This is a genomic window from Cupriavidus sp. DL-D2 (assembly GCF_039710735.1).
Classification (GTDB): Bacteria; Pseudomonadota; Gammaproteobacteria; order Burkholderiales; family Burkholderiaceae; genus Cupriavidus.
Genome location: NZ_JBDKXK010000058.1, coordinates 52,630 through 73,864, shown reverse-complemented (window position 1 = coordinate 73,864; position 21,235 = coordinate 52,630). Strand labels below are relative to the sequence as shown.

Annotated in this window: 17 protein-coding genes; 4 read left to right on the top strand and 13 right to left on the bottom strand. The window is 65.6% G+C overall.

The window, feature by feature from the left end:
* Positions 1-22: 22 nt before the first annotated feature.
* Positions 23-829, top strand: a complete 807-nt coding sequence (locus ABDB81_RS24090; RefSeq protein ID WP_137925550.1) for an SDR family oxidoreductase — start codon at positions 23-25, stop codon at positions 827-829.
* A gap of 79 nt (positions 830-908) precedes the next feature.
* On the opposite strand, the gene ABDB81_RS24085 is transcribed toward ABDB81_RS24090, so the two are convergent.
* A complete protein-coding gene (locus tag ABDB81_RS24085) occupies positions 909-1,550 on the bottom strand; it encodes an FMN-binding negative transcriptional regulator (protein ID WP_346813802.1) in 642 nt (213 codons plus the stop codon).
* A 176-nt stretch (positions 1,551-1,726) separates the two neighbouring features.
* On the opposite strand from ABDB81_RS24085, the gene ABDB81_RS24080 reads away from it, so the two are divergent.
* On the top strand, positions 1,727-2,320 hold the full coding sequence (locus ABDB81_RS24080) for a histidine phosphatase family protein (protein WP_346813801.1): 594 nt from the start codon (positions 1,727-1,729) through the stop codon (positions 2,318-2,320).
* A gap of 15 nt (positions 2,321-2,335) precedes the next feature.
* Here ABDB81_RS24080 and ABDB81_RS24075 read toward each other — a convergent pair whose 3' ends face one another.
* On the bottom strand, positions 2,336-3,331 hold the full coding sequence (locus ABDB81_RS24075) for a LacI family DNA-binding transcriptional regulator (RefSeq protein ID WP_137925547.1): 996 nt from the start codon (positions 3,329-3,331) through the stop codon (positions 2,336-2,338).
* A 341-nt stretch (positions 3,332-3,672) separates the two neighbouring features.
* Here ABDB81_RS24075 and ABDB81_RS24070 point away from each other — a divergent pair, with 341 nt between their 5' ends.
* Positions 3,673-4,809 carry a mandelate racemase/muconate lactonizing enzyme family protein gene (locus ABDB81_RS24070; RefSeq protein ID WP_160473842.1) on the top strand — a complete coding sequence of 379 codons (1,137 nt, stop codon included), beginning with the start codon at positions 3,673-3,675 and terminating at the stop codon, positions 4,807-4,809.
* Positions 4,810-4,835: 26 nt separating this feature from the next.
* Positions 4,836-5,792, top strand: a complete 957-nt coding sequence (locus tag ABDB81_RS24065; RefSeq protein ID WP_137925545.1) for a tripartite tricarboxylate transporter substrate binding protein — start codon at positions 4,836-4,838, stop codon at positions 5,790-5,792.
* Here the strand turns inward: ABDB81_RS24065 and ABDB81_RS24060 are convergent.
* The 11 genes from ABDB81_RS24060 to ABDB81_RS24010 form a co-directional block, all read right to left on the bottom strand.
* Positions 5,779-7,152 (bottom strand): BatD family protein, encoded by a 1,374-nt coding sequence (locus ABDB81_RS24060; protein WP_346813800.1) that lies wholly within the window; start codon positions 7,150-7,152, stop codon positions 5,779-5,781. The two genes, ABDB81_RS24065 and ABDB81_RS24060, sit on opposite strands and share 14 nt — an antisense overlap.
* Complete coding sequence (locus ABDB81_RS24055; RefSeq protein WP_346813808.1) at positions 7,152-8,810, bottom strand: VWA domain-containing protein; 1,659 nt, start codon at positions 8,808-8,810, stop codon at positions 7,152-7,154. Before ABDB81_RS24055 ends, ABDB81_RS24060 begins: the two co-directional genes overlap by 1 nt.
* Positions 8,810-9,808 carry a VWA domain-containing protein gene (locus ABDB81_RS24050; protein ID WP_137925543.1) on the bottom strand — a complete coding sequence of 333 codons (999 nt, stop codon included), beginning with the start codon at positions 9,806-9,808 and terminating at the stop codon, positions 8,810-8,812. Before ABDB81_RS24050 ends, ABDB81_RS24055 begins: the two co-directional genes overlap by 1 nt.
* A complete protein-coding gene (locus ABDB81_RS24045; protein WP_346813799.1) occupies positions 9,795-10,310 on the bottom strand; it encodes a DUF4381 domain-containing protein in 516 nt (171 codons plus the stop codon). Before ABDB81_RS24045 ends, ABDB81_RS24050 begins: the two co-directional genes overlap by 14 nt.
* The gene (locus ABDB81_RS24040) at positions 10,307-11,338 is read right to left on the bottom strand and encodes a DUF58 domain-containing protein (RefSeq protein WP_137925541.1); all 1,032 of its coding nucleotides are present in this window, start codon (positions 11,336-11,338) and stop codon (positions 10,307-10,309) included. Before ABDB81_RS24040 ends, ABDB81_RS24045 begins: the two co-directional genes overlap by 4 nt.
* A 16-nt stretch (positions 11,339-11,354) precedes the next feature.
* Complete coding sequence (locus ABDB81_RS24035) at positions 11,355-12,329, bottom strand: MoxR family ATPase (protein ID WP_160473847.1); 975 nt, start codon at positions 12,327-12,329, stop codon at positions 11,355-11,357.
* Positions 12,326-14,953: a fused MFS/spermidine synthase gene (locus tag ABDB81_RS24030; RefSeq protein WP_346813798.1), complete on the bottom strand. Its 2,628-nt coding sequence runs from the start codon at positions 14,951-14,953 to the stop codon at positions 12,326-12,328. Before ABDB81_RS24030 ends, ABDB81_RS24035 begins: the two co-directional genes overlap by 4 nt.
* Before the next feature lie 98 nt (positions 14,954-15,051).
* Positions 15,052-16,797: an arylsulfatase gene (locus ABDB81_RS24025; protein ID WP_237380526.1), complete on the bottom strand. Its 1,746-nt coding sequence runs from the start codon at positions 16,795-16,797 to the stop codon at positions 15,052-15,054.
* A 74-nt stretch (positions 16,798-16,871) separates the two neighbouring features.
* Entirely contained in the window at positions 16,872-18,080 is a 1,209-nt protein-coding gene (locus tag ABDB81_RS24020; RefSeq protein ID WP_346813797.1) for a formylglycine-generating enzyme family protein, read from the bottom strand.
* Between the two features lie 197 nt (positions 18,081-18,277).
* Positions 18,278-19,348 carry an HAD family hydrolase gene (locus ABDB81_RS24015; RefSeq protein WP_346813807.1) on the bottom strand — a complete coding sequence of 357 codons (1,071 nt, stop codon included), beginning with the start codon at positions 19,346-19,348 and terminating at the stop codon, positions 18,278-18,280.
* A 188-nt stretch (positions 19,349-19,536) separates the two neighbouring features.
* On the bottom strand, positions 19,537-21,177 hold the full coding sequence (locus ABDB81_RS24010) for a tyrosine-type recombinase/integrase (RefSeq protein WP_346813796.1): 1,641 nt from the start codon (positions 21,175-21,177) through the stop codon (positions 19,537-19,539).
* Positions 21,178-21,235: the final 58 nt, after the last annotated feature.

Sequence of the window (21,235 nt, the reverse complement as noted above, 5' to 3'; positions counted from 1 at the left end):
CCCCAAGCATGGAGTCTCGATCATGACGCAGCAAACCAGCACGCAACACCTGGGCACCGCACTTGTTACCGGCGCATCGTCGGGCATCGGCGCCATCTACGCCGACCGACTTGCCCGCCGCGGCTATGACCTGATCCTGGTGGCCCGCAGCCGCGACAAGCTCGACGCCCTCGCACGCCGCATTTCCGACGAGACCGGCCGCGCCGTGGAAGTGCTGCCCGCCGACCTCAACGACCGCGCCTCGCTTGCCACCGTCGAAGACAAGCTGCGTACCGACGCCAGCATCACGCTGCTCGTCAACAATGCCGGCATCGGCACACATACGCCGTTGCTTGACAGCGACGTGGAACAGATGACGCGCATGATCGAACTGAACGTGACGGCGTTGACGCGCCTGACCTACGCCGCCGCGCCGGGCTTCGTCGCACGCGGCAAGGGCGCGTTCATCAACATCGCGTCGATTGTCGGCATCGCGCCGGAAGTGCTTAACGGTGTGTACGGCGCCAGCAAGGCATACGTGCAGGCGTTCAGCCAGTCACTGCATCACGAACTCGCCAGCAAGGGCGTGCGCGTGCAGGCGGTGCTGCCGGGCGCAACCGCGACGGACTTCTGGGAAACCGGCGGCCTGCCGGTGGAACACCTCGACCAATCAATCGTGATGCCTGCGGCCGATATGGTAGATGCGGCGCTGGTTGGCTTCGAACGTGGTGAACTCATCACGATCCCGTCGCTGCACGCGATCGAGCACTGGCAAGCTTATGAGGCAGCGCGTCAGGCAATGTCCGGGGTGCTGTCGCAAAACACCCCGGCGCCGCGCTACCTCGCGTGAACCTCGCCGGCATACGGCTCAACTGCTTGACGCCGATGATCGCCTCTCCCGCTTGCGGGAGAGGCGATCATCGCAACCCTTACTCCCGCTCCTTCCCCTCCGCCCTTTCCAGCATCGCTTCCCCAATCTCCGTCTTCCCCAACGCCACCAGCGCCTCGCCCGGCCCCCTGATATCCCGCGCATCCTTGTGCTGGCCGAGCTTTGCCTTGCCCTCCATCCGCGTGATTTCGACTTCGATGCCGACGATGGACTTGACCATCGTGTCGATGAAATCGCTCGGGGCATCCGACATGCGCCACGGTTTGGGCTGCGTCGCTTCGTGCGTACGGGTCAACCGCGCCACCACGCCGCGCACGTAGCGTTCGTCGTCGTGGATCGTGATGCGGCCATGGGCATGGACGACCTGGTAGTTCCAGGTGGGCACCTGCTTATGTGCCTCGTGCTTGCTCGGATACCAGTTGGGCGAGATATAGGCGTCGCCGGCGCGAAAGATCACCAGGACCTCGGCACCGTTCGTCACGTCCTGCCAGACCGGATTGGCGCGCGCCACGTGGGCCTTGAGCAGGCCGTGGGTGCCATGGCTGGGTTCAAGTTCGAACGGGATGTGGTTCGCGTCGAGACCACCCTTGCCGTGGGTGACCAGCGTGCCGAACGGATGGCTGGCGATCAGCGCGTGCATCGCCTCGAGCGTGGGGATTTCAAAATGGGCGGGGATATACATGACGAATGGCGGGTCGTGGCCTGTGTGTTCTCGGGGACAGGAGACATTCTGCAAGCAAACTGGCATGTCGCACAGGGCCAGTTTGTGGCAGTTTTGCCGGACCACTTCCTCCCACCCTGGTCGCCATCCAGCCCCATCGCCTATCTTGAAAGACACCCCCGCGATGGAGCCGCCCCATGCCGACCCGCCGCCACTTCGTTTGCGCCCTGCCCGCTGCGTGGCTGTCGCTGACTATCTCGCCGGTCCGCGCGCAGACCACGGCTTTGCCGGCGGCACTGGGAAAGCCAGACACCGTGCTGGTCCTGCGCCACGCCCGCGCACCGGGTGTCGGCGATCCTGATCAGTTCAAGCTGGGCGACTGCGCGACGCAGCGCAATCTCGACGCGCAGGGGCGCAGCCAGGCCAGGCTGTCTGGCGAGCGCCTGAAATCGGCAGGATTCCGGCCCACGCTAGTCGCCAGCAGCGCGTGGTGCCGCTGTCAGGACACCGCACGGCTGATGGACCTCGGCCCGGTACACACCGAGCCGCTTCTGAACTCGTTTTTCAATGCCGACCGTGCCACGCGTGACGCGCAGATGCAAAAGCTGTCGCGCTACGTCGATGGACTCGATCCGCGCGGCGGACCCTACCTGTTCGTCACGCATCAGGTGGTCATCACCGCCCTCACGGGGCACGACGCCGAGAGCGCCGGGGGCGTGTTGATCGAACTGCCATCCAAAGGCGGCGCACGAAAGGCCACGGTGTTTCCCGCGCTCACATCGGGTTCGTGAAACGCATCGCCGCCGTCAGGTCGATTCCCGCTCCACAATCCTGAATCCCACATCCACCACGGGTGTGGCCACCGTCTCTCCACGGCAGCGCGTCAGCACCAGATTCGCCGCAAGCTGGCCGATGGCCGCGCCGTCGATCTGCACGGTGGTGAGCGCTGGCGCCATGTCCGCCGCAAAATCGGCATCGCCGAAACCACAGATTGCAAGGTCTTGCGGCACACGCATGCCGCGTGCGCGGGCTTCTTCCATCACGCCTTGCGCGAGTTGGTCGGAGCTGCAGAAGACCGCTTCGATCCTTGGGTCCTGTGCCAGCAGTTCGCGCAGCGCCTGGCGCCCCAGTCCGAGACTGCTGGGCGATGGCACTCGCACGGTGGGCACATCATGGCCGAGCGTCGAGACAAAGCCTTCGCGGCGCACGGCCGCGCGATGATCGTCGCCAGTGGCAATGCCGAAGCGCCGCCACCCCTTCCCCAGAAAGTAGCCAGCCACCGCACTGCCCACCTTGAGATGCGAAAAGCCCACGGCCATATCCACGGGCCGATCGCTCAGGTCCCAGGTCTCGACCACGGGAATACCGGAACGCCGCAGCAGGTCGCGCGATGTCTGCGAATGCACCAGGCCCGTCACCACGATGCCATCGGGACGACGGCTGATCATCGTGCCCAGCAACGCCTCCTCGCGCGCATGGTCGTAGCCGGTCTGACCAAGGATCAACTGGTAGCCCGCCGTGTCCAGCGCATCGGTCAGCGCCTTCACCGTGGGAATGAACTGCGCCACGGCGATATTGGGCACGAGCGCGGCTACCGTCAGGCTGCGGCGCGACTTGAGTCCGCCTGCGAGCAGATTGGGGATGTAGCCGGTTGCCGCCACTGCTTCCTGCACGCGGGCGATGGTCTTGGCCGACACCAATCCGGGATTGCTGAGCGCGCGTGACGCGGTGATCAGCGAGACCCCGGCCTCGCGTGCCACGTCGTGCAGCGTGACGGACTTGCCGCTGGATGTTTCAGACATGCGTGTTCAGCGGGTCTTCCGACCCGGTTTGCGCGCCACTTCCAATCCGGGCGTCACGGGTAAACGATGAGGCCAAGTGCCGCGATAGCGATTGACCGATGAAAATGACAACGTTAGCATTCTTCGGACCTGCTGTCTTCTCCGGCATCGCCTTCAGGATGAAACGGGGATTTCGCGCATATTGTGCGCCGCAACAGGGTGTGATGCATCAGGCGGGCCGGAGTATAGCAATGCCTGGGCAACACGGACCGGCCGGACTCCGGCCCTTTTTTGACAACGATGTCATACGATGTCGGAAGTCTCAGACATCGCGCTGATTGATTACAGGAAGCAGATATCCCATGACCGCATTGCCCGCCGCCGACGCCATCACATCCATTCGCCTGTCGTCCTGCTACCTGCCGCTGGCCACGCCGATCAGCGATGCCAAGGTGCTGACGGGCCGCCAGAAACCGATGACCGAGGTCGCGATCCTGTTTGCCGAAATCCGCACGGCAAACGGCCATGAGGGGCTGGGCTTCAGTTATTCCAAGCGTGCCGGTGGCCCGGGCCAGTTCGCGCATGCGCGCGAGATTGCTCCGACGCTGATTGGCGAAGACCCGAGCGATATTGCCAAGCTCTGGGACAAGCTGTGCTGGGCTGGCGCCTCGGTAGGTCGCAGCGGACTCTCCACGCAGGCCATCGGCGCGTTCGACGTGGCGTTGTGGGATCTCAAGGCCAAGCGCGCGGGCCTGTCGCTGGCCAAGCTGCTGGGTTCGCACCGCGATTCCGTGCGCTGCTACAACACCTCGGGCGGCTTCCTGCATACCCCGCTGGATCAACTGCTGGTCAACGCCGCGGCGTCCGTGGAGCGTGGCATCGGCGGTATCAAGCTCAAGGTCGGCCAGCCCGATGGCAAGATCGATATCCAGCGCGTGTCCGCCGTGCGCGAGAAGCTGGGCGACGCCGTGCCGCTGATGGTCGATGCCAACCAGCAATGGGACCGCCCCACCGCGCAGCGCATGTGCCGCATCTTCGAGGAATTCAACCTCGTCTGGATCGAGGAACCGCTCGACGCCTACGACCACGAAGGCCACGCCGCGCTGGCCCAACAGTTCGACACGCCGATCGCCACGGGCGAGATGCTGACGAGCGCCGCCGAGCACTGGGACCTGATCCGCCATCGCGCCGCTGACTACCTCATGCCCGACGCGCCGCGCGTGGGCGGCATCACGCCGTTCCTGAAGGTCTGCGCACTGGCCGACCACGCGGGCCTGATGATCGCCCCCCACTTCGCCATGGAACTGCACGTCCATCTGGCCGCAGCCTATCCGCGCGAGCCTTGGGTCGAGCACTTCGACTGGCTGGAACCGCTGTTCAACGAGCGCCTCGAGATCGGCAATGGCCGGATCAAGGTGCCCACCCGCCCCGGCCTGGGGCTGACTGTCAGCGAACAGGCCCGCGCCTGGACGCGCGAGCAGGCCGAGTTCAACGCATAAGCCAACACCACAAGAGGAGACAACCCATGAAGAAACTTCTGGTATCGCTGTTGCTGGGCGCCACAATGGCCGGCGCCCACGCCGCATGGCCCGAGAAGCCGGTCACGATGATCGTCCCATTCCCGCCGGGGGGTTCCACCGACAACGTCGCGCGCATCCTGAGCGCGAAGTTCCAGCAGACGTTCGGCGGCAGCTTCGTGGTGGACAACCGCCCCGGCGCAGCCGGCATGATCGGTGCCGCCGCCGCCAAACGCGCGCCGGCCGACGGTTACACGCTGTTCGTCTCGTCGCTGGGCCCGTTCGTGATCGGTCCGCACCTGACCAAGACCGCTGGCTACGATCCGACCAAGGATTTCGATTACATCAGCGTGGCTGTGCAAGCGCCCAACGTCCTGGCCGTGCCCGTGGCATCGCCACACAAGTCCCTGCAGGACGTGATCAATTTCGAGAAGGCCAATCCGGGCAAGATGACCTTCGCCTCGGCTGGCAATGGCACCAGCGATCATCTGACCGCCGAACTGTTCTGGCAGCAGACCAATACCACCGGCACCCATGTGCCGTACAAGGGCGGCGCACCGGCGCTGAACGACCTGCTCGGCGGCCAAGTGGATGCCACCTTCATGAACATCAACACGGCCGTGCCGCATCTGAAAGGCGGCAAGTTGCGCGCGCTGGCCATCACCAGCAGCAAGCGCTCCCCGATCCTGCCGGATGTGCCCACCATGGAAGAACTCGGCTACAAGGGCGTGACCGTTTACTCGTGGCAAGCCATCGCCGCTCCCAAGGGCCTGCCCGCCGATATCAAGGCCAAGCTGCACAGCGCCACAGTGGCTGCGTTGAACGATCCGGCGGTCAAGCCCAAGCTGCTCGAACTGGGCTTTGAAGTGGTGGCCAACACGCCGGAGCAGTTCACGGCGTTCCAGGCGTCGGAGTTCGCGCGCTGGAAGAAGGTGATCCAGACCGGCAACATCACGGCGGATTGACTGCCTTGGCAGGATTGAGGGGAGGCAACGCGGACGCGGCTGGCGGATGCCGACGCGTCTGCGGCGTTGCGGCATGGCGCTGCAACGCCTCCGCCAGTGGCTTGCCATTCCACACATCTGATTCGGACCTCGCGCCGTACAGGTGTCGCTGAAGTGCTGTCACCGTCTCCATGAGCGAGGCATCGCCCGTCGAGGCTGCCCAGACGTCGAGCGGCATGCCATGTGCCGCACGGGTCCAATCACCGAGTGCCAGATAGGCCGCTGCTGCATCGCTTGCCGCACAGGCCCTTAGCACCGAAGCCAGCCGAAACTCGGCACTTTCTGCGCGACGGCGCGAACGTTCGGCCTGCCACTGGCGCCATCGCGCCAGCATCGGACGACCATGCCGATACGCCAGCATGGCCACCATCGCGGCCAACAGCACACACACGCATCCGATCACGATTCGCCAGAACGAGCCGCCTTCGCCCAGCCACCCGAAAGCGGAGCCATCCGGCGCCAGCGCTCCGTCCGCGTGCCCCGACGATACCTCCACCTTGATGGCCGCCGCTTGCGAAGTCGCGGGGCGGCCCGTGGCCGGGTCCAGCCAATCGACCGTCACGGGTGGCAGCACATAGCTGCCGGTGCGTTCGAAGACATAGGTGATGGTGTCCACGCGCGTACCGCCCGGACCCGCCGTGGTTCTGGCGTTGTCCGATAGGCGCGGATCGGCCTGAAAAACGCGCACACCCGATGGCGCCGGCGCATGCGGCGGCTGGATCAGCATCGCCTGCGTCTGTGGCGCGAAGGTCGTGACGGTACGCACCAGCGCATCGCCCTTGCGCAGGGCCACCGAGCCCTTGTCGAGCGCGTGGTCCAGTGCCTGCGTCACCACCAGCCGTGATACCGGGACCAGCGGCTGCTTGGGCCCGCCTGCGTTCACAGTGCCGCCAGCGCCCGCGCGTATGCGGGTTGGCGGAAAGCTGACGCTGCCTTCGCGCGGTGCGCCGTTGTCGTCCGCATAGGTGAACCGCACCGTCGTGGCTGGCAGCTCGAAATCGCCATCCTGTTCGGCCGTGAATGCGTAGGACTTGCGGATGCCCGCATAGGCCACGCCGTTGATGGTTTCCGTGCTGTTCAGCGCGCGCTCGTCGGGCATCGTGACCACCGCGCCTGGCACCTGCAACACCGGGAAGGCCGGCGCCGACATGAAGAAGTTGGGCGCGAGGATGGTGACATCGATGCTGACCTGCTGGCCCACGCGCACGGGTTGCTGCGCGCCGACCTCGACGCGGATGATGGGTTCGGCAGCGGCAAGCGCCACGATGGGCAGCAGGCATGCAAACACGGTCAGGAGCAGCGCGGCGAGATGTCGTTGCATCACGGTTTCTGCTCAGGGGCGGGCTGCCCGCGTTGCAAGGCGAACTTGCGTTGCAGCAGATCAGTCGGCGTGACCTGGATGGCGCGCATCCACATTTCGGCGTCCTGCGCCGGGCCAATGCGCATGGACTTTCCACCCTGCTGCGGCGGAGGCTTCTCGGCATCGAGCTTGACCGCATCCGGCGGGATGTCTGGGGGTTCCTCCTGATCGTCGGGATCGGGCTTGTCCTTTGGTTTCTGCTGATTCAGCAGCGTCTCCATCAGCGCCAGATTGGCTGTGGCAGCCGGCCACTGGGGCTGGCGTTTGAGCGCCTGTCGATAACGCGCCGCCGCCTGTGCGTACTGACCCAGCCGTGCGAGCGCATTGCCCTGGTTGTATAGGGCTTGCGGAGAATCGCCCCGTGCAAAGCTCTGCACCGCCTCAGCGTATTGGCCGGCGCGGTACTGGGCGATGCCACGCCACATCGCATCGTCGAACAGCTTCGCAGCGTGCGCGAAATCGCCTCGCTCGAAGGCCAATCGGCCTTGCTGATCGTGCGTGAGCCACAGGTCTGCGAAATGCCACTGGCGCCTGGCTTCGGCAGCCTCTTGCGCGTGGAGGCCCTGCTGCGGCGCAGCCAGCACAATGGCGAGAAGCAACCCGGTGATCCAGCGGACAGTCCAGCCTTTGCGGAACCAGAGCATCGCCAGCAGCGTGATCGGCAGCATCAGCCACCAGCCCTCATCGGCCCAGCGCGTACGGTCGCCAGCCTGCACACGCTCCAGATGCGCCACCACATGGCGCTGTACCCAGGCCACGTCATCGTCGCTGCCCGGTGTAAACGTGGCCACGGGTATCCCGCTGTCATCGCCGAAGCGCTTGAACGCCGCCACGTCCAGCCGTGCGAACATCGGCGCGCCATCCTGTTCGACAACACTCCCCTCGCCTCCCCCGACATTGCGCAGCGGGCCGCCCTGCTCCGTGCCGATGGCCAGCAACACCGGCTGGCTGCGACCGCTGCCGGCCTGCGCACGGAAGGCTGACGCAGCGGCAGGGTCCACCTGATCGGTGATGAAGAGGATGGTCCCAGGCACGGGTTCGCGCGCCAGATCGGCGTCGATGTTGCGCAGCGCCTGAGCCATGTCTCGTCCCGGCACTGGCATGATGCGGGTCTGCAAGGCATCCACAAAGGTCTGCAGCAGTTGGGCATCGTCCGTCAGCGGAAGCACCAGATGCGTCGAACCCGCGTATGCATAGAGCGACGTACGGCCACCGTCACGGCGCTTGAGCAGCGCCTTGATCTTGAGTTTGGTGCGCTCCAGCCGCGTAGGCGTCACGTCCTCGGCATCCATGCTGCGCGACAGGTCCACGGCAATCGCGAGCGGCGCGCGGTCGTCGAGGAACGGCGGCCTTTCCTGCTTCCAGCTCGGGCCCGCCAACGCCACCGCGCCAAGCACGAGCAGTAGCGCAACGAGATGCACGGGCCGCCATGACACCCGGTGACGCTCGCAGATCATCAGGGCATCGAGCAGGTGCGGCGCGATGGTCTTGCGCCAGCGCCTGCGCACATCGCCACGACGTTGCACCGTCCACACCAGCAGCACGGCGGGTACGCACACCAGCAGCCACCAGGGACGCAGGAAATGAAAGTGCGAGAGCGTATCGAGCATTGCTGGCATCATTCCAGCGCGCGGCGCGGGCGCGATGCCCACATCGAGTATCCGAACATCAACGCCTGATACAACAGCACCAGCGCCAGCGCGCCGCCCAGCGGCCACATGAACAGTTCGCGTCGCGGGCGCCATGACAGCGTTTTCTGCCGATGTGGCGTGATTTGATCGAGCGTTGCATAGATGGTCTCCAGCGCCGCCTGATCGGCACCGAAGAAATACCGCCCGCCCGTCTGCGCGGCCACGCGCTGCAACACGCCGAGATCGACCTTTTCCTCGCCAGTCGCATTGGGGTCGCCAATGCCGATGGTATGCACCACCACCTTGCGTGCTTTCGCGATATCCCCGGCGCGCTCCGGCGGCATGCGGCTGGCGGTGTCGTTGCCATCGGTCAGCACGATCAGCACTTTTTCAGGGGCGTCGCTGTGCTCGAACATCTTGATGCCCAGCCCGATGGCGTCGCCCAGTGCGGTGCTTGGTCCCGCCATGCCCGGCAGCAGATCACCGATCAGCGTCTGCACCAGCCGGTGGTCCATCGTGAACGGCGCCAAGGGATATGGCGCGTCACCAAACACGATCAGGCCGATGCGGTCACCGGGCCGCCTGCTCACGAATCCGCTCACCACTTGCCGCACCGCCGCCACGCGCGGAATCAGCGCTCCGGACGGATCACGAAAATCCTTCGTATCCATGGATTGCGAGAGATCCAGCGCGATCAGCAAATCGCGCGCCGGCTGCACCTTCTCGATGGGCGCCTCCAGAAACTGCGGCCGGGCCAATGCGGTAATGACCAGCACCCACGCCATCGGCGCCAGCACCCATTGCAGCCGGTTGCGACGCGGCACCACCGCGCCACTGGCGGGGGTCAGGCCGGCGGCACGCGCCACCTCGCCAAAGAACGGCAGGCGCACCGACGGGCTTTCCTCGCGATACGGCGGCAGCCACCACCACAGCAGCCATGGCAGCGGCAGCAGGACAAATGCCCACGGATAGTCAAACTGGTACATGGTGTTCCGCAATCCAGCGTCGGCACGCGCCAGCCACGGCCTGCACCTGTGCGACGGGCCACTGCGCGAGCACGGTGTCATCGCGATACTCCGCGTCGTGGACCAACGCCGAAAGCACTGGCACCGCGTCCTTCGCCGATCCGGCGTGCGCCTGCAGGAATGCCACCCAACTCGTTCCGGTCAAACTGGCCACCTCCGTGCGGGGCCACGCGGCCAATGCCGTGCGCTTGAGCAATGCCGCCATGTGCCGCAACGTAGCGGCCTGCATGGCGGGATCGAGCGTGCCCAGCTCGGCCAGTGCCTCGCGGCGATATCGATTGGCGCGATAGCGTCGCCACGCACGCCAAGCCATCCACGCCAGCAGCAACAGCAGCAAGACACCCACAATCGGCCAACCGATGGTCTGCGGCATCCACGATGGCGGCGGCGGCGTGACCACATCGGCCAACGTCGCAAGGGTCGGCACTTCCGCGCCATCCGCCGTGCTGTGCGTGAGACTCATCGCGCCACTCCCATGCGTTGCCGTGCTGGCGCCTGCTGCAGCGGGCGGCCCAGCAGACGCCGCAGTTGCAGCGCGGTCTCCTCGGCAGCCGAGAGCGGCAACAGCGGCACGCCGATGGCGTGGTGCCAGTCGAGCAGCGCCCTGGCATGTTCATCGACGAATCCCGCAATGCTGCGTCGCGTAGCGGCATGGCCGAAGCCCAGTTCCACCTGCAATTCTCCGTCGCTGACCACCAGTTGGCCCGAGGCCGGCAACTCGCTCAGGAACGGATCGTGAATCAGGATGGTCAGCAAGTCGTTGTGCGCGGCCATTTGCAGCATCAGGTCACGCGTGCGGGCATCGTGGCCGTCGAAATCGCTGATGACGATGATCAGCCAGTCGTGGCGCGCCATGCTGACGGCGCGTTCCAGCGCCGCATTGAGTTGCGCTGCCGAGCGCCCTGCCCGGGCATCGGCGCGCAACAACTGGTTAAAGCGCGCGATGCCGCCCAGCAATTGCTGAACGGCATCGCGGCTGCGGCGCGGCACGAATACCTCGGCCCCCTCGTCGCCGAACACGATGCCGCCCACGCGGTCGCCCTCGGCCAGCACGCGCCACGCGGCAAGCGCCGCTGCTTCGGCTGCGCTGACAGATTTCATCGCCCGCCGGCTGCCAAAGAACATGTTGATGCGCTGGTCCACCACCAACAGCACCGGGCGATCCTTCTCCTCGGTGTAGACACGCACATGCGGCTGGCCGGTGCGCGCGGTCACGCGCCAGTCCATGCTGCGGATATCGTCACCGGGCAGGTAGAGGCGCAATTCCTCGAAGCTCAGGCCACGTCCCCGCACCTTGGACGCGTGACGCCCGGCCAGCACGCTGTGGCCGGGCTGGCGCGACTGAAAATGGAAGTCTCGCGCCGCAGCTTCCAGCGCCGCAAGCGCAGCCACGTCCACGCTGACACCGGCTGCGGGCTGGGATACCTGCGAGACCTCGCCATGCCTGGCGGCGGGCGCGGCGCGGGCGATGGCACGGAAAGGCAAGCGCATCGGCATCTCCCTGCCTTCACGCCACCGCCACCCGCTGCACCAGGCGGTCGAGCACGGCATCGGCACCAATGCCAGCGGCGTGCGCCTCGTATGACAGGATGAGCCGATGCCGAAAGACGTCGTGCACCACCGCCTGTACGTCCTCGGGCGTCACGAAATCCCGTCCGTGCAACCACGCGTAGGCACGCGACACCTTGTCCAGCCCGATCGATCCGCGTGGACTCACGCCGATCTGGATCCACTTGTCGAGGTCGTCATCCACCGGCGCGGGGGTACGCGTGGCCTGCACCAGTGCCACCTCGTAACGCGCCACGGCGTCGCTGACATGTACCTCGTGGATCTCCGCCCGCGCCGAGAAGATCGTGGCCGGCGCCAGCCGTATCGCTTGCGCCTGACCACTCGCCCCGGCCCCGGCTTCCTCCTGCCGCGCCAGCCGGACGATATCGGCCTCGGCATCCGCCTCCGGATAGCCCACGCCGATATGCATCAGGAACCGGTCCATCTGGGCCTCGGGGAGTGGATAGGTGCCCTCCTGCTCGATCGGGTTCTGCGTCGCCATCACCAGAAACAGCGGCTCCAGCTTGTGCGTGGTGCCGCCCACCGTGACCTGACGCTCTTCCATGGCTTCGAGCAATGCGGCCTGCACCTTGGCCGGTGAACGATTGACTTCGTCGGCCAGCACCAGATTCGCAAAGATCGGACCGCGCTGGAAACGGAACTCGCTCTTGCCGCCCTCGGAGACATACACCTCGGAACCCGTGATGTCCGCAGGCAGCAGGTCCGGCGTGAACTGGATGCGCGACAGGCTGGCATCGAGGTTGCGCGCCATCATCTTGATCGCGCGAGTCTTGGCCAGACCGGGCAGCCCTTCCACCAGCAGGTGTCCGTCAGCCAGCAAGCCCAGCAGCAGGCGTTCGATCATGCGCTGCTGGCCCACGATGGATTCGCCCATGCGCTGCTGCAGCGCCAGTACATCGTCGCGCGTACTCATGGTTTCCTCCCCGGCTCTGCCCGTGCGGATCTGCCGCCCACGAACCACGCGTAGTAAGGATTGTCGGGATCGGCCCGCACGGCCTGCGTGATATGGCTGGCCCACGCTTGGCGGTCGCCACGATAGGCATCGAGCCCAGCGCGGTAGAAGGTGTGCAGCACGTCGCGCTCGTGCCGCAGCGTGCGCCAGAGGTTGTCATCGGCACCGGCCAGCGGCGGCTCGCTCTGCAACGCCAGCAGTGCCGATAACGTTTCGGGGAACGCATCCCGCCGCACCCAGCCCGCGTACTCGATGCGGGGACGGTCGTCGGTCACGGCGGGGGCATCGGCCGCGTACCAGTCCAGTCCGGCACGATCCGTCACCCAGGTTGCCAGTAGCGCCTCGGGCGAGCGTATGCCCACGGCCTGCAACGCCGCCGCCACCTGCGGCTGCGCAAAGCGCGCGCGAATCTGTGCCACATCCAGCGTGATCGGCGACATCGAACCCACCAGCATCATTTCGTGCAGCTCGGTGGTCCAGAGCATGGCGTGCGGAAACACGTCCAGAAAACTGCGCACCAGCATGCGCGTGTCTTCGTTGTTCTGCGTCGGCAACGGCAGCCACTGCGCTACCAGCCCGCCCGGTTGCAGCCGCGCGGCCGCAAGTCGATAGAAATCGGTCGAGTAGAGATTCACCACGCCTGCCGCCGACGGGGGCGGCGGCTCCAGCGTGATCAGGTCATATTGCTGGGCGCTGCGCAGCAGTTCGCGCCGGCCATCGCGCAAGCGGATGTCCATGCGTGGATCGTCCGCCACGCCAAAATTACCCGCGAACTGTGAAGCCGCGCGCGCCACAGGCGGCAGCAGCTCGGCCACCACGCGGTGATCCAGCCCCGGCCACGCCAGCGTGGCACCCGCCGTGATGCCGGTGCCCAGGCCGATCACCAGCGTGGATTTGGGCGTGCCGTTGTGAACGATCAGCGGCAACAGCGCCTGCAATCGCATATAGCGCAGCGACGTCATCGCATCGCCGGAATTCGATACACCCTGGATATAGAGGCGCTTGAAGCGATTCTGCGAAGACGTCTGCTCCACCACCGCCACGGTGGCGCCGCGCCCTTCCTCGTAGAACACCAGTTCGCCGCCGCGAGCACGCGCCAGCAACGAGGCGAGCCGGTCCACCGGGGCCATCGCGGCGGCGATCACCGCCAGTACGCCAAGCATCGGCACTGCCCAGCGTGCCATGGGTCGCACGTCACGGCCCAGCGCAACCGCCGTGATGCCGATGACCGATGCCGCCACCGCCAGCACCGACATCGTCCTGACCAACCCGAGTTGCGGCACCAGCACGAAGCCGGCCAGCACCGTGCCAGCGATACCACCCAACGTATTGAGTGCCACGACGGCGCCCACGCCTGAGCCGACGCGACGGGCGTCGACACTGACCCGCAGCACGAACGGGAATGCCGCGCCCAGCAGCAACGTGGGGATAAAGACCACGCACATCGCCGCCAGCGCAAAGCTGGCGCAGGCCGCCATCAACGGGCTGGCCGTCAGGCCCTGCACCCAGGCCGAGAGACTGCCCTGTGCCCGCAGCAGCCACTCGCCCAGCAACACGAACTCCAGCAGCGCCACCAGCCCCGCACCTGCCACCAGCAGGCCGAACACGCCCCACGGATCGCGCACGCGCCCGGCATGACGTGCGGCCAGCGCGCTGCCAATCGCCAGCCCGGCCAGATACGTTGCCAGCACCACGGTAAAGGCGAAGGTCCGCGTACTGAGAAATTGCACGATGGCCTGCGACCAGACCACCTCGTAGCCCAGCGCAATCCCGCCAGCGGCGGCATACAGGAGCAGCGCCAACTTCCCGCTGGCAACGTCGCCCCTCGTGACGCCCGCCACCGACGGATCTGCCTGGACGGGGGCCGTCCCTGCATGAGCGCGCCCGGCCAGTCGCCATGCCACCAGCGCAGCTACCCCATTGAGAAAACCCGCCGCCACCGCACTACCCAGAATGCCCAGCAACGGCACCAGCACAAACCCGGCCAGCAGCGTGCCGGCAATCGCGCCCGCCGTGTTGGCGGCATACAGCCGGCCGCCATGCGTGCTGACGCCCGAGCCATCCCGCATCACCACGCGCATCAGGGCCGGCAGTGTCCCGCCCATGGCGGCGGCGGGCAGGATCACCAGGACGAACGGGATCACCCAGGCGAACCAGCCCGTGCGCTGCTCCAGCCACGCGAACGGCATGGCGGCATGCGCCAACGCCACCGTGGCACCGATGCCCAGCACCAGCACCGCTACCTCCAGCCAGGCATAGAGCCGCATCGGATCGGCGTGGCGATCGGCGATTCGGCCAATCAGCCATCCGCCCAGCGCGAGACCGGCAAAGAACGCGCTCACCGCCGTGGTCACCGCGTGGACGTCAACACCGACTACCAGTGACAACTGGCGAATCCACACGATCTGGTAAGTCAGTCCGGCCGTGCCGGACGCAAACAGGAGGACGATTGCCCAGCGTCGCATCGGATCGGCCGTACCGTCCCGCCGCACCGCCGTGGATGTCCGTATATCGGCGCCTGCCGATTGCCCCCGCCGACCACGCTTTCCGTGGAGGCTGCCCGCCGCCGCATGGGATTCGATCATGAACTGGATCATTCGTGCGAAGGCCCGCGCAAGCGCGGGCCTTCGCCTGTTTCAACTGCCGTCACGACAGGACGGCCCGATGACGAACACGCAAGCCATCATTTCTTCTTGGCCCCCTCCGCGATCCTCCGGTCGACATCTTCCCGTATCTGATCGATGCTGAAGCTGGCCGGACGCTGGCTCGGCGGATAGGTGACGAAAGTCTCCAGGAACGCCGCAGCTCTCATTGTCGCGATCTCCGTCAGATAGACATTCTTGGCGAGCCAGTCGTTGTACTGATCAGAGACGATATCCGCGCGCTCGTACGGGTCCATGCGCAGGTTGAAGACCTTGGGCACGCGCAGGCATTTGAACGGGTCTTGCCAGACCTGGAAGCCGCCTGGCGTAGTCTGCTCGCAGAACACGACTTTCCAGTTCTGGTAACGCATCGCCACTAGTACGCCGTCGTCGTTGAAGTAATAGAACTCGTTGCGCGCACCCGTGTTGGTCTGCCCCGTCAGGTAGGGCAATTGGTTGAAGCCATCCAGATGGACCTTGGCGTTCTTGCTGCCCAGCGAGGCGCCCTTGAGCAGCCGGTCCTTGACATCGCCATCGCCCACCGCAGCCAGCAGCGTCGGGAACCAGTCCAGACCCGAGAACATCTCGTTGCTGACCGTGCCCGGCTTGATCTTGCCCGGCCACCGGACCATGGCCGGCACGCGGAACGCGCCTTCCCAGTTGGTGTCCTTTTCGCTGCGGAACGGCGTGGTGGCAGCGTCTGGCCAGGACCACTGGTTAGGACCATTGTCGGTGGTGTAGATAACGATGGTGTTATCCGCCACCTTCAGGTCGTCCAGCGTCTTGAGCAGCTTGCCCACATCGCCGTCGTGTTCCATCATGCCATCGGCATACTCGTTGCCCGGCATGCCGCTCTGGCCCTGCATCGACTCCCGCACATGGGTATAGGCGTGCATGCGCGTGGTGTTCATCCAGACAAAGAACGGCTTGTCCGCCTGCACCTGCTTGGTGATGAACTTCTGCGCCGCGTCCGTCGTCTCGTCGTCGATGGTCTCCATGCGCTTGGTGGTCAGCGGCCCGGTGTCCTCGATCTTGCCGTCTGCCGTGGAGTGCAGCACGCCACGCGGCGAGAAGTTCTTCACGAACGGATCGTTCTTGTCCTTGGGCCAGTACGGGCGCTGGGGTTCTTCCTCGGCATTCAGGTGATACAGGTTGCCGTAGAACTCGTCGAAGCCGTGCTTCGTGGGCAGGTACTCGTCACGATCACCAAGGTGGTTCTTGCCAAACTGGCCGGTGGCATAGCCCAGCGGCTTGAGCGCTTCGGCAATGGTCACGTCCCGTGCCTGCAGGCCCACGGTGGCGCCGGGCGCGCCCACCTTGGACAAGCCGGTGCGCAGCGGGGACTGGCCGGTGATGAACGACGAGCGGCCCGCCGTGCAGCTGTTCTCGGCGTAGTAGTCCGTGAACATCATCCCTTCACGGGCAATGCGGTCGATGTTCGGCGTACGGTAGCCCAGCACGCCCATGCTGTAGGCGCTGATGTTGGTCTGGCCGATGTCATCGCCAAAGATCACCAGGATGTTGGGCTTCTTGCCCGAGGTGTTGACGGCAGTGGGCGCGGAAGCAGCATCTGGCGCGACTGGGAGATTGGACTGCGCTGGCGGCTGGGCCGGCACGGTGGTCGCGGGAGTCGCCGGCGCGGTAGCAGCGGCCGGGGTTGGCGACTGCGCGGCCGGGGCCTGTTTCGCGGACTCGTCCGCCTTCTTGCAGCCGGCGATTGCCATGATGGCAACCGCAGCGGCCACCATCGCAAGGCGCGCCCCACTCCTTGCCGAGGATGTCACCATTCGTCTTTTCAATTCATGCTCCCGGTAGTCCAGCGGTTTCAACCTGCATGCAGCATGCGAGGCGTGGCACAGCGCTAACGTTCCGTCGGCCCCGCCCCTGCACCCATGGCAATCGGCGCCTGTCGCTGCATCGCGGCCCAGCGCCCTTCGTCCAGCACCAGGCGGAAGCCCAGGTGCGACATGCTGTTGTATGGATCGGTCCCGCGCCGTGCGCTGGGTCGATAACTCAGGCAATAGTCTTCGTTGCAGAGGAAGGAGCCGCCCCGCGTCACACGCTTGGGCGCGGTGACCGGCACACCTGGCTCGGAAGGGTCCCATGACGCCACTGGGCCGTCTGGATTCGATATGGGCTGCGCCCTGACGGCTTCGCGCCGGAACTGGTCGGCGCGATACCAGTCGGCCACCCATTGCCACGCATTCCCCGTCATGTCGGACAGGCCATAGCCGTTAGGTGGGAACGTGCCGACGGGGTTGGTGCCAAGGGCACCGCCGGCCTTGGGGCTGATCACAGGAAACGGCTGGCTTTGCTGGCCCTGCCAGACATTCGCCATCTGCTTGCCATCGGGCGCGAACTGGTCGCCCCAGGCGTAGGTGGCCTGCTCCAGCCCGCCTCGCGCGGCAAACTCCCACTCCGCCTCGGTAGGTAGTCGCTTGCCGATCCATTTGGCATAGGCTTGCGCATCCTCGTACGAGACTTGCACCACGGGATGGTTGTCCTTGCCTTCGATGGAGCTGCCGGGGCCCGCCGGATGACGCCAGTTGGCGCCCGGCACATAGCGCCACCAGCGCGAGTAGTCCTGCAATGGCACAGGCCGTGCCGTGCCGACAAAGACCATGCCGCCTGCCACCATCGCGCTATCGGGCGGACGGGGCGTGCCGGGAGGCAACTGGACGCGCAGCGTTTCCCAGTCAGGCTTACGCTCCGCCGTCGACACGTAGCCGGTTGCCTCGACGAACTTGCGGAACTCGCCATTGGTGACGTGATGCTGGTCCATCCAGAAGGCGTGGACCTGCACCTTGTGTGCGGGTTTTTCGTTGGGCTGCGCCATCTTGCTGTCGCTGCCCATCAGGAATTCGCCACCGGGCACGCGCACCATGCCCACCGGCCCCGTCTTGCCATCGCCTACAAGGATGGCCTGCGCCACTGGCGTCCGGCCTTGCGCATACCAGTAGCTGGCACCGACGCCCGCTGCGACGCCGAAGCAAAGCAGCGCGCCGACGAGAATGCGCCGACTGCGGCTACGTCCTGCGTGCTGACCACCCTCTACAGCGCGTCCCCTCATCGGCGAAGCCTCCTGACGTACAAGCCACCTGCCCCTGTGCGGGCAAAGAAATCATGTCAGATGACCAGCACAATCAGAAGTCACACTTTCTTGAACGTGAGAGCGAGTGAATTAAATTATTTGGTAAATCGCGCGCGGCAGGCGCTACGCTTTTTTTGTGGAGGATTCCGCACCACATGCCGCGCCTGGCCCATCGCTCAGGGTCGCGCAGCCGGATAGATCTGGCTCCAGTCCTGCTTCATGCTGATCACGGTCCAACCCTTCTTGCCGGCTTCGTCCAGCGCCTTGTCGAGCGTGCCGATCGAGGTCTTGCGGTCATAGGCAAACTCGCGCTGGGCGTCGTCGTGATGCACGAGCACTGCCATGCGTGGCCCGGCACCGGCCATGGTGTACTGCAGCATCTGCAGGTCGCCGTCCGAATTCCCCACGGCCAGGATCGGGCGCCGGCCAATATGTCGATAGATGCCCACCGGCTTGCCCGGACCATCATTGATGAATTCGATCTTTGGTCCGCGCACCAGTGTCATCTGGCCGTCGCGCATGGTGTAGGTGATGCCGTAGGTCGAACCCACCACCTGCTCGGGCGGAATGCCGTACACCCGCTCGGACCACGGCCGCATGAACTCAAGCGTGCCGCCCGACACGATGAAGGTCTTGAACCCGTTCGCGCGCAGGTAATTCATCAGTTCCAGTTGCGGCTGATAAACCAGATCGGTGAAGCGACGATTGAGCGTGGGATGCCGGGCAGTGTCGAGCCAGTTGCGGATGGTCTTGTCGTACGCATCCACGGTCATGCCGCCGCTGACTTGCGCAATCAGGCTCAACAGGCGTTTTTCTTCCTTGGCGGCGCCAGCGATATCGTTCGCCATGATCGCCTTGAACGCCGGATCGTTTTTCCATTCGGGATGCTGCGGCGCGGCAGCCTTCACCTGGTCGAGCAGGAAGAAATACTGGAAGTACAGCGGATGCTCGCTCCAGAGCGTGCCGTCGTTGTCGAATACGGCGATGCGCTCGGCGGGCGGCACGAAGTCAGGCGAGCCCTGCCGCGTGACCCGTTCCACGAAATTCACGATGTCCTGACGGGATTTGCTATCGCGCCAGGACGGCAGCGCCGTGGCACTCGCGCGTGCGGTGGCCTGAATGGCCTGGCTTTCGCTCGCGCTCGGGGCATCCGTGCCCGATGCACAACCGCCCAGTGCCCCAAGCAACGAAGCGGCAATTGCCGCCGCTGCCAGCGCGCCCGACCTACGCGTTGTCCGACCCTTCATCCAACCCAGCGCGGCCTTCCCATTTCCGTCCATGACCATGTTCTCCATTCCGTACCGTTAACAGCGCCGGCGCCAATGCGGCGCGCCCGGCCCATATGACTCGCAGAGTATGGGCGGCAGGCCCTTGCGCAGGGAATGAAAAGTTTTCGATGGAGATCTAAAAGAAATCGTGGCGACGACGCGCCCGCTCAGTGCAATGCGGGGTCCGCATAGGCTGCGGTGGTCGTTATCGACGCGTGGCCAAGTTGCTGCTGCACGGCCTTGCGGCTCATGCCGCGCGCCAGCGCATGTGCGCCGGCCGTGTGACGCAGCCAGTGCGCGCTGGCCTGTGCCAGTTGCGCCGCGCCCTTGGCATCACCAGTCGCCAGGGACTTGCCGGCTTGTGCAAAACAGCGCTTCCAGATGGCCGCCACCTGCGCCACTGACAGCGACGCATCGCTGAGGGCATCTTTGATACGGCCGATCAGCGGGGTCGTCGCCGGCAGGCGTTCGATATCGCGTCCCAGGCCGCGTGCTTCCATGTGGTCGCGCAGGGCATCGATCACGGTTTCTGGCAGCGTCACGGTACGCGTGCGGGCGCCCGGCACGTCGAGCGTCCAGCCGTCATTCATCCGCAGATCGGCCACGGTCGCCCGGGATTGTTCCGATATCCGCAAGCCGGTGGCGTAGGCAAATCGCAGCATGAAACGCAGGCGAACCGTGCGAGGATCGTCGGCGTCGAGGGTTGAGACGAACGTTTTCAGGTACTGCCACTGCACCGCACTGAAGCTGCGCTCTGCGCGGATGCGTGGCGCGGGCTCCGGCGCTGGCAGCACGGACTGGAACGGGTTGGCTGTCAATCGCCCCTGCTCCACCAGCCACGCGCATAACGCCTTGACGATCTTGACGGCATGGCGGACGCTTGCTGCCGACAGCGGCCCCTCGAACGGACGCCATTCGGGACGGTCGCGCGGTGTGCCACGCCTGCCCACCCATTGCGCGGCAGGCTGCGGATCGGCAAGAAAGCCGGTGTAGGCGTTGCCATCCTCCGCAGTCAGGTCGGCCAGTGCCCGGCCCCGCGCATGCACCGCCCAGAGCAGGAAGCGCTCCGCCTGCGTGCGATAGGCTCGCCACGTATGACTTGTCTCGGGCAGATAGTGATCCAGCCAGGCTTCGATGGCCGCTGCATCGGCCTGTGCGGGTCCCTGCCGTAGCGTCTCCAGCGGTGCCACGGACGCCAAGCCCATCGTCGACACGGCGAATGATTGATCCTGCAGCCACGCCTCGATGTCTTGCGCGGTGGCTACGCCGATTCCGCGAGCATGGCGATACCACTGTCGCGGATCGTCGGAGATGGCTGCGCGCAATGCATCAAGCGTATGCCAACCGGCGGCGACGAGCTTCTCGGCAACAGCAGGGATAAACCAGCCAGCCACGGCGTCGCCCGGCAGCGGACGCACCAGCAGCAAAGGCTGCAAGGCATCGAGCGCGCGCAGCAACTTGCGCTGGCGAACCTGACGCGCCGTTACCGTTTCCTGCGGCCGGGTACGGATCAGCGCCAGCCAGACCGACTCCGTCAGCAACGTGGCCTCGCCATCCTGCCGGGGCCGTGTGGCCAGTCGCCTGACGCCGCGCGCCAGTTCATCCTCGATCCAGCCTAGCGTCGAGCGAGCCTGGCGCAGATCAAGACCCTGCCCGAGATACCGGGCAGACAGCCGCCCAAGTTCCAGCCCTTGCAGATGACCGCGATAGAAGGCGAAATGATGGGGACCTAGTTGACGCGCGGGCGCAACGGCCGGGCGTTGGCGCCGGCGGATCGATGTGCCGGCATGAGGTACAGCTTGTGACAAGGCGAAACGGCAGCGACGCGCGAAGAAAAAACGAAAGGCGCGATGATACCCGAGGCGC

Bases quoted from the DNA above. Each gene is read 5' to 3' on its own strand.
- ABDB81_RS24025 (WP_237380526.1), bottom strand. From the start codon at position 16,797: ATGGTGACATCCTCGGCAAGGAGTGGGGCGCGCCTTGCGATGGTGGCC.
- ABDB81_RS24035 (WP_160473847.1), bottom strand. From the start codon at position 12,329: ATGAGTACGCGCGACGATGTACTGGCGCTGCAGCAGCGCATGGGCGAA.
- ABDB81_RS24075 (WP_137925547.1), bottom strand. From the start codon at position 3,331: ATGTCTGAAACATCCAGCGGCAAGTCCGTCACGCTGCACGACGTGGCA.
- ABDB81_RS24050 (WP_137925543.1), bottom strand. From the start codon at position 9,808: ATGTACCAGTTTGACTATCCGTGGGCATTTGTCCTGCTGCCGCTGCCA.
- ABDB81_RS24015 (WP_346813807.1), bottom strand. From the start codon at position 19,348: ATGAAGGGTCGGACAACGCGTAGGTCGGGCGCGCTGGCAGCGGCGGCA.
- ABDB81_RS24060 (WP_346813800.1), bottom strand. From the start codon at position 7,152: ATGCAACGACATCTCGCCGCGCTGCTCCTGACCGTGTTTGCATGCCTG.
- ABDB81_RS24065 (WP_137925545.1), top strand. From the start codon at position 4,836: ATGAAGAAACTTCTGGTATCGCTGTTGCTGGGCGCCACAATGGCCGGC.
- ABDB81_RS24070 (WP_160473842.1), top strand. From the start codon at position 3,673: ATGACCGCATTGCCCGCCGCCGACGCCATCACATCCATTCGCCTGTCG.
- ABDB81_RS24030 (WP_346813798.1), bottom strand. From the start codon at position 14,953: ATGATCGAATCCCATGCGGCGGCGGGCAGCCTCCACGGAAAGCGTGGT.
- ABDB81_RS24085 (WP_346813802.1), bottom strand. From the start codon at position 1,550: ATGTATATCCCCGCCCATTTTGAAATCCCCACGCTCGAGGCGATGCAC.
- ABDB81_RS24080 (WP_346813801.1), top strand. From the start codon at position 1,727: ATGCCGACCCGCCGCCACTTCGTTTGCGCCCTGCCCGCTGCGTGGCTG.
- ABDB81_RS24040 (WP_137925541.1), bottom strand. From the start codon at position 11,338: ATGCGCTTGCCTTTCCGTGCCATCGCCCGCGCCGCGCCCGCCGCCAGG.
- ABDB81_RS24055 (WP_346813808.1), bottom strand. From the start codon at position 8,810: ATGCCAGCAATGCTCGATACGCTCTCGCACTTTCATTTCCTGCGTCCC.
- ABDB81_RS24020 (WP_346813797.1), bottom strand. From the start codon at position 18,080: ATGAGGGGACGCGCTGTAGAGGGTGGTCAGCACGCAGGACGTAGCCGC.
- ABDB81_RS24090 (WP_137925550.1), top strand. From the start codon at position 23: ATGACGCAGCAAACCAGCACGCAACACCTGGGCACCGCACTTGTTACC.
- ABDB81_RS24045 (WP_346813799.1), bottom strand. From the start codon at position 10,310: ATGAGTCTCACGCACAGCACGGCGGATGGCGCGGAAGTGCCGACCCTT.